Annotated in this window: 5 protein-coding genes; 2 read left to right on the top strand and 3 right to left on the bottom strand. The window is 66.5% G+C overall.

What is annotated here, in order from left to right; all coding sequences use genetic code 11:
* The coding region (locus tag ACFWF3_RS27355; protein ID WP_379316262.1) for an FAD-binding dehydrogenase at positions 1–1,635 on the bottom strand (1,635 nt) is incomplete at its 3' end.
* A 95-nt stretch (positions 1,636–1,730) separates the two neighbouring features.
* Here ACFWF3_RS27355 and ACFWF3_RS27360 point away from each other — a divergent pair.
* Complete coding sequence (locus tag ACFWF3_RS27360) at positions 1,731–2,357, top strand: TetR/AcrR family transcriptional regulator (protein ID WP_379316264.1); 627 nt, start codon at positions 1,731–1,733, stop codon at positions 2,355–2,357.
* A 139-nt stretch (positions 2,358–2,496) separates the two neighbouring features.
* Here ACFWF3_RS27360 and ACFWF3_RS27365 read toward each other — a convergent pair whose 3' ends face one another.
* Both ACFWF3_RS27365 and ACFWF3_RS27370 read right to left on the bottom strand, forming a co-directional pair.
* Entirely contained in the window at positions 2,497–2,937 is a 441-nt protein-coding gene (locus ACFWF3_RS27365; RefSeq protein WP_378992842.1) for a hypothetical protein, read from the bottom strand.
* Between the two features lie 110 nt (positions 2,938–3,047).
* On the bottom strand, positions 3,048–3,290 hold the full coding sequence (locus tag ACFWF3_RS27370; RefSeq protein WP_379316266.1) for a CsbD family protein: 243 nt from the start codon (positions 3,288–3,290) through the stop codon (positions 3,048–3,050).
* A 265-nt stretch (positions 3,291–3,555) separates the two neighbouring features.
* On the opposite strand from ACFWF3_RS27370, the gene ACFWF3_RS27375 reads away from it, so the two are divergent.
* Positions 3,556–3,893, top strand: a 338-nt coding sequence (locus tag ACFWF3_RS27375) for a TetR/AcrR family transcriptional regulator (RefSeq protein ID WP_379316268.1), incomplete at its 3' end; no start/stop codon positions are given.

Genomic DNA, 3,893 nt, shown 5'->3' on the forward strand with positions numbered 1-3,893 from the left:
CCCGGAGAAAATGCACCCGCCGAGGAAGGTGCCCTCCAGAGCGTTGTAGCCGTGCAGTCCGCCGCCGCCGAACCCGGCGGCCTCTCCGGCCGCGTAGAGGCCCGGGATCGGGGTGCCGTCGGCGCCGAGGGCGCGGGATTCGAGGTCGGTCTGGATGCCGCCGAGGGATTTGCGGGTCAGGACATGGAGTTTCACGCCGATGAGCGGACCGGCGGCCGGATCGAGGATGCGGTGTGGTGCGGCGGTACGGGTGATTCGGTCGCCCAGGTAGCGGCGGGAATTGTGAATGCCCTGGAGTTGGGCGTCCTTGCTGAAAGCGTTGTCCACCTGCAGGTCTCGGGCGGCGATCTGCTCACGGAGGCCGTGCGTGGTGAGCAGGGGCTCTTCGGTGAGCGCGTTCATCTTCGCGACGAGGTCGTCGAGGGTATCGGCGACGACCCAATCGGCGCCGTGTTCCATGAACGCCGACACCGGTGCGGGGGCACCTTTGCCGAAGACGCGTTCGCGGATCATGCCGACCCGGTTCTTCGCGGTGATGTCGGGATTCTGCTCGGAACCGGAGAGAGCGAACTCCTTGGCGACGATGCGCTGGGTGGTGACGAACCAGGAGTGGTCGTGCGGGGCGAGTTCGGGGGTGGTGCGCAGATAGCGCAAGGTGCCCAGGGTGTCGTAGCCGGGAAGATATGGCGCGGGTAGGCGCCGTCCGAGGGCGTCGAACCACATCGAGGAGGGGCCGGGCAGGATGCGGATGGCATGGCTGGGCCAGATCGGATCCCAATTCTGGATGCCCTCGGTGTAGTGCCACATGCGGTCGCGGTTGACCAGGCGGACACCCGCGTCGGCGGCGATATCGAGCATCCGGCCGTCGACGTAGGCGGGGACGCCGGTGATCATGGTCGCCGGTGGTGTGCCCATCTGTTCGGGCCAGTGGCGGCGCACGAGGTCATGGTCGCCGCCGATCCCGCCGGTGGCGAGAACGACTGCGTCGGCGGATATTTCGAACTCTCCGACCACGTCACGGTTGGACGGTGCGCCGCGTTCGGCCTCGTCGTCGGCCAGGATCGCCCCGCGCACGCCGGTGACGGCGCCGTCGGTGAAGACCAGGCCGTCGACGCGATGCCGGTGCTGGAAGATCACCTGACCCGTCTCTTCGGCGCGCAACGCCGACGCGGTGAACGGCGCGACGACGCCGGTGCCGGTGCCCCACGCGACGTGGAATCGAGGCACCGAGTTTCCGTGACCGTCGGCACACAGGTCACCGCGCTCGGCCCACCCGACCGTCGGTACGAAGCTGATACCGAATTCGGTGAGGTAGGACCGCTTCTCACCCGCGGCGAACTCGACATAGGCACGGGCCCAACGCTGTGCCCAACTGTCCTCGTCGGACAGGCGATCGAACCCGGCGCTGCCCGACCAGTCGTTCCAGGCCAGATCGAGTGAGTCGTGGATGCCCAGCCGACGCTGTTCCGGACTGTCGACCAGGAAGATCCCGCCGAAGGACCAGAACGCCTGCCCGCCGAGATTGGCTGCGTTCTCCTGATCGACGACGATCACGCGCTTGCCCCTGCGGGTCAGCTCGTGGGTCGCGACCAGACCGGCCAAGCCTGCTCCGACAACGATGACATCGGCATCCATTCGGATCACCTCTACTTCCACTCGCCAGCACGATGAATACGTGCATGTATCCGATACATTATCGAATCTAATGCACATCTGTATTGTGTTGGTCTGTGAACGCCTCAGCAGAGACCACGGCTTCCCCGCCCCGCGTCACCCGTCGCCGAGCCGAGACGCGGGCGCGCCTGTTGGACGCGGCGTTCGCGGTGTTCGCGGAGAAGGGCTTCGGCCTGGTCCGTATCGAAGACGTGTGCGCTGCGGCCGGATACACGCGCGGCGCGTTCTACTCCCAGTTCGACAGCCTGGAAGAGTTGTTCTTCGTTCTCTACGACCAGCGCGCGAGCCTGATCACGGAGCAGGTGCGCGCGGCGCTCGCGTCGATCGAGAAGCCGTCGGACCTGTCGGCCTTCGCCGACAGGCTTTCGGCCACCTTGCTTCTCGACCGCGATTGGCTGCTGGTGAAAACCGACTTCCTCACCCACGCCGCCCGCCGTCCCGAGATCGCGACGAAACTCTTGGCCCACCGTGCTCAGCTGCGGAGCATGATCGAGGGCACGTTGACGAACAGTCAGCTCGGGCTGCCCAGGGAAATGGGGTCGGTCGGTGAGGCTGCCCGCGCGGTCGTCGCCGCATACGACGGTGTCACCGTCCAGCTTTTGCTCGACAACGATCCGGCCGCCGCCCGCGAATGGCTGGCCGGGCTGATCGGCCGGCTCGGGCTCACCACGTCCCGATCCTGACCTGGGCGGCTGTCGTCGGACGGTCGAGTCCGTGAGGGAGTCGGTTTATGTCCTGGGGGCGCCGGTCAATGGCGACAGTTGGATGCGGACCTGAGCTGAACTGCGCACGTGGCGAACTGATGCGCGCGGCAGCTGACGTCTACCCGGTGGGCTGCGGGGGAGGAGTGAGATCGCGCGGCGGCGGCATCGGCCGACGGGGCGGGCGAATGATGACGCCTGGCCAGGAAACGCCGCGAACTCCATCGGGGCCGCGCGCGACGCGGATTCCTTCGGCGGTGATCCGAGGGCGGTAGATGGTTGCGCGGTGACCGAATGCCGGGTCGCGATCGATGGAGTTGAACAGCCCCATCCTCGTCAACCACAGCGACGCGCGAACTACCTCGTCCTCGGTCAGCGATTCTCCCGGCCAACAGACCGACGCCCCGACGACGAAGGCGCCAAGGACCGGCACCGGGTTGTCGAGGACATCTTCGTTGTGCGCCCATTTCAGCACCGCCTCACGCACCGCCCATTGCCGGTCGGAGTAGCCCGGTGTCGTTCGCGCGGCACTGTCCATCCGCAGCATCGCAGGCTTTTCCATCACGTCACTCCCTGTTTCCGAACCGAACGGCCCGTGTCATCACGGCCCGCCCATATCGCTGAGCCGACGGGCCCGGCCGGTTCACCGGCCGGGCCCGAAGACGCGTGCGGTCAGTCCTGCTCGGCGGCGCGCTGACGTGCTTCATTGACCGATGCCTCGCGCCGTGCCTTCTCGGCTTCGGCTTCCTTCTCCGCGACCTCGCGCTGCGACTCGGCCTTGTCCTGCTGCGCACGGCCTTCGCGCAGCAAGGAGTCGTCGCCCACCACGGCACCCGCGACTTCCTTGGCTTTGCCCTTCACACCCTCGACGACGCCCTTGACTCCGGCCTCTACTCCACTGTCGTTCTCAGACACGACTGTCCCTTCGATCGGCCCAACGTTCCCCGTGTGACGCGAGCGCAACCCGGGGTGTGCAGCTCCATGGCTGACGTTTACAAGATAAACATATATCCGTTTACCTTGTAAACCGTTGTGTCGAAATCTGCCGGGCGGGGTGCGTTGAAATCGGCCGGAACATCCCGGTACCCTGGGGTTATGGCGGCGTGGTGGAGTACCAGAGCCGGAAGATATTGACAGGAGCTCTGCCCTGAGCGAGGACACGATCGACTCAGGCGCCGAGCTGCGCGACAACGGTTCACGGGACGGGGACGCTCGACGCGCCCCGCGCCTGGACCGGGTCCTGATCCTGGAATCAGCGATTGCGCTGATCGACCAGGAAGGCCTGGGGCATCTCACGATGCGCCGTCTGGGCTCGTGGCTGGGCGTCGAAGCCATGGCCCTGTATCGGTACGTTTCCGGGCGTGACGACCTGCTGGCCGGTGTGGTAGATCACCTCGTCGACCAGCTCTACGAGCAGAACCTGATGGAGCCCGACGAAGAGGGCGGCAGCTGGCAGGGGTATCTGCAGCGCCTCGCGCACGGCGTGCGCCGCGTCGCGATCGAGCACCCCGAGGTCTT

Source organism: Nocardia sp. NPDC060220 (assembly GCF_042727815.1).
Classification (GTDB): Bacteria; Actinomycetota; Actinomycetes; order Mycobacteriales; family Mycobacteriaceae; genus Nocardia.